1 protein-coding gene is annotated in these 643 nt (G+C 62.2%); it reads right to left on the bottom strand.

Annotated elements, in window-relative coordinates; all coding sequences use genetic code 11:
• Position 1: 1 nt before the first annotated feature.
• Positions 2 to 643: helix-turn-helix domain-containing protein (locus ACPYOI_RS35850; protein ID WP_481420261.1), on the bottom strand; the 642-nt coding region annotated here is incomplete at its 5' end.

Here is a 643-nt window from a genome sequence, read left to right as displayed (position 1 = left end):
GCTATCCCTGCAAGCGGCGCAAAAGCACGCCCAGCCGCTCTTCTGACGGGCAATCCTCAAGGTCCAGCCGAATTGGGATGCCGCCTCCGCCTCGGTTCCTCACCTCGCTCGGGCTGTCGCCGAACGCTCGCTTGAACGCGCGGCTAAACTCCGCGCCGTCGCTGAAACCGCATTCTTCTGCGATCTGGAATATCAGGCGCCGATCCTTTGGATCTGCGAGCGCTGCATAGGCACTGAGCAGCCGGCGGTGCTGAATATAGTGCATCACCCCGCCAAAGGGCTCGAACAGGTTGTAAAGCCGCGTGCGCGAGATACCGAGCTCCCGCCGCACCAACTCAGACCCAAGTTTCGGATCGAGCAACCGGTTCCGCACCAGCTGTCGCGCCCTTTCGAGAAGGACATTGGCGATCGGCCCTTCTGCCGCTTCGATATGGTCGGCCGATGGCGACACGCATGCAAGGATCATCGCGCGTGTGGCTGCCACGAGTCCAGGCAGATCGGCCTGGGTGAGCATCGGCAAACGGTTGGCCACATCGACAAGGTAGTCGGAGAACAATCGTCCCAGGCCGGTGCTCAACGTGGAGAATTCTGCCGAGCCAAGCGTGGCCGCGGTTTCAAGCGAGAGGTCCCGCGGCACAAAGAG

This window comes from Rhizobium sp. SVR5-2C, assembly GCF_056755115.1.
Note: the sequence above shows the minus strand (reverse complement) of the source record. Positions and strands in the feature narration are given on the sequence as shown.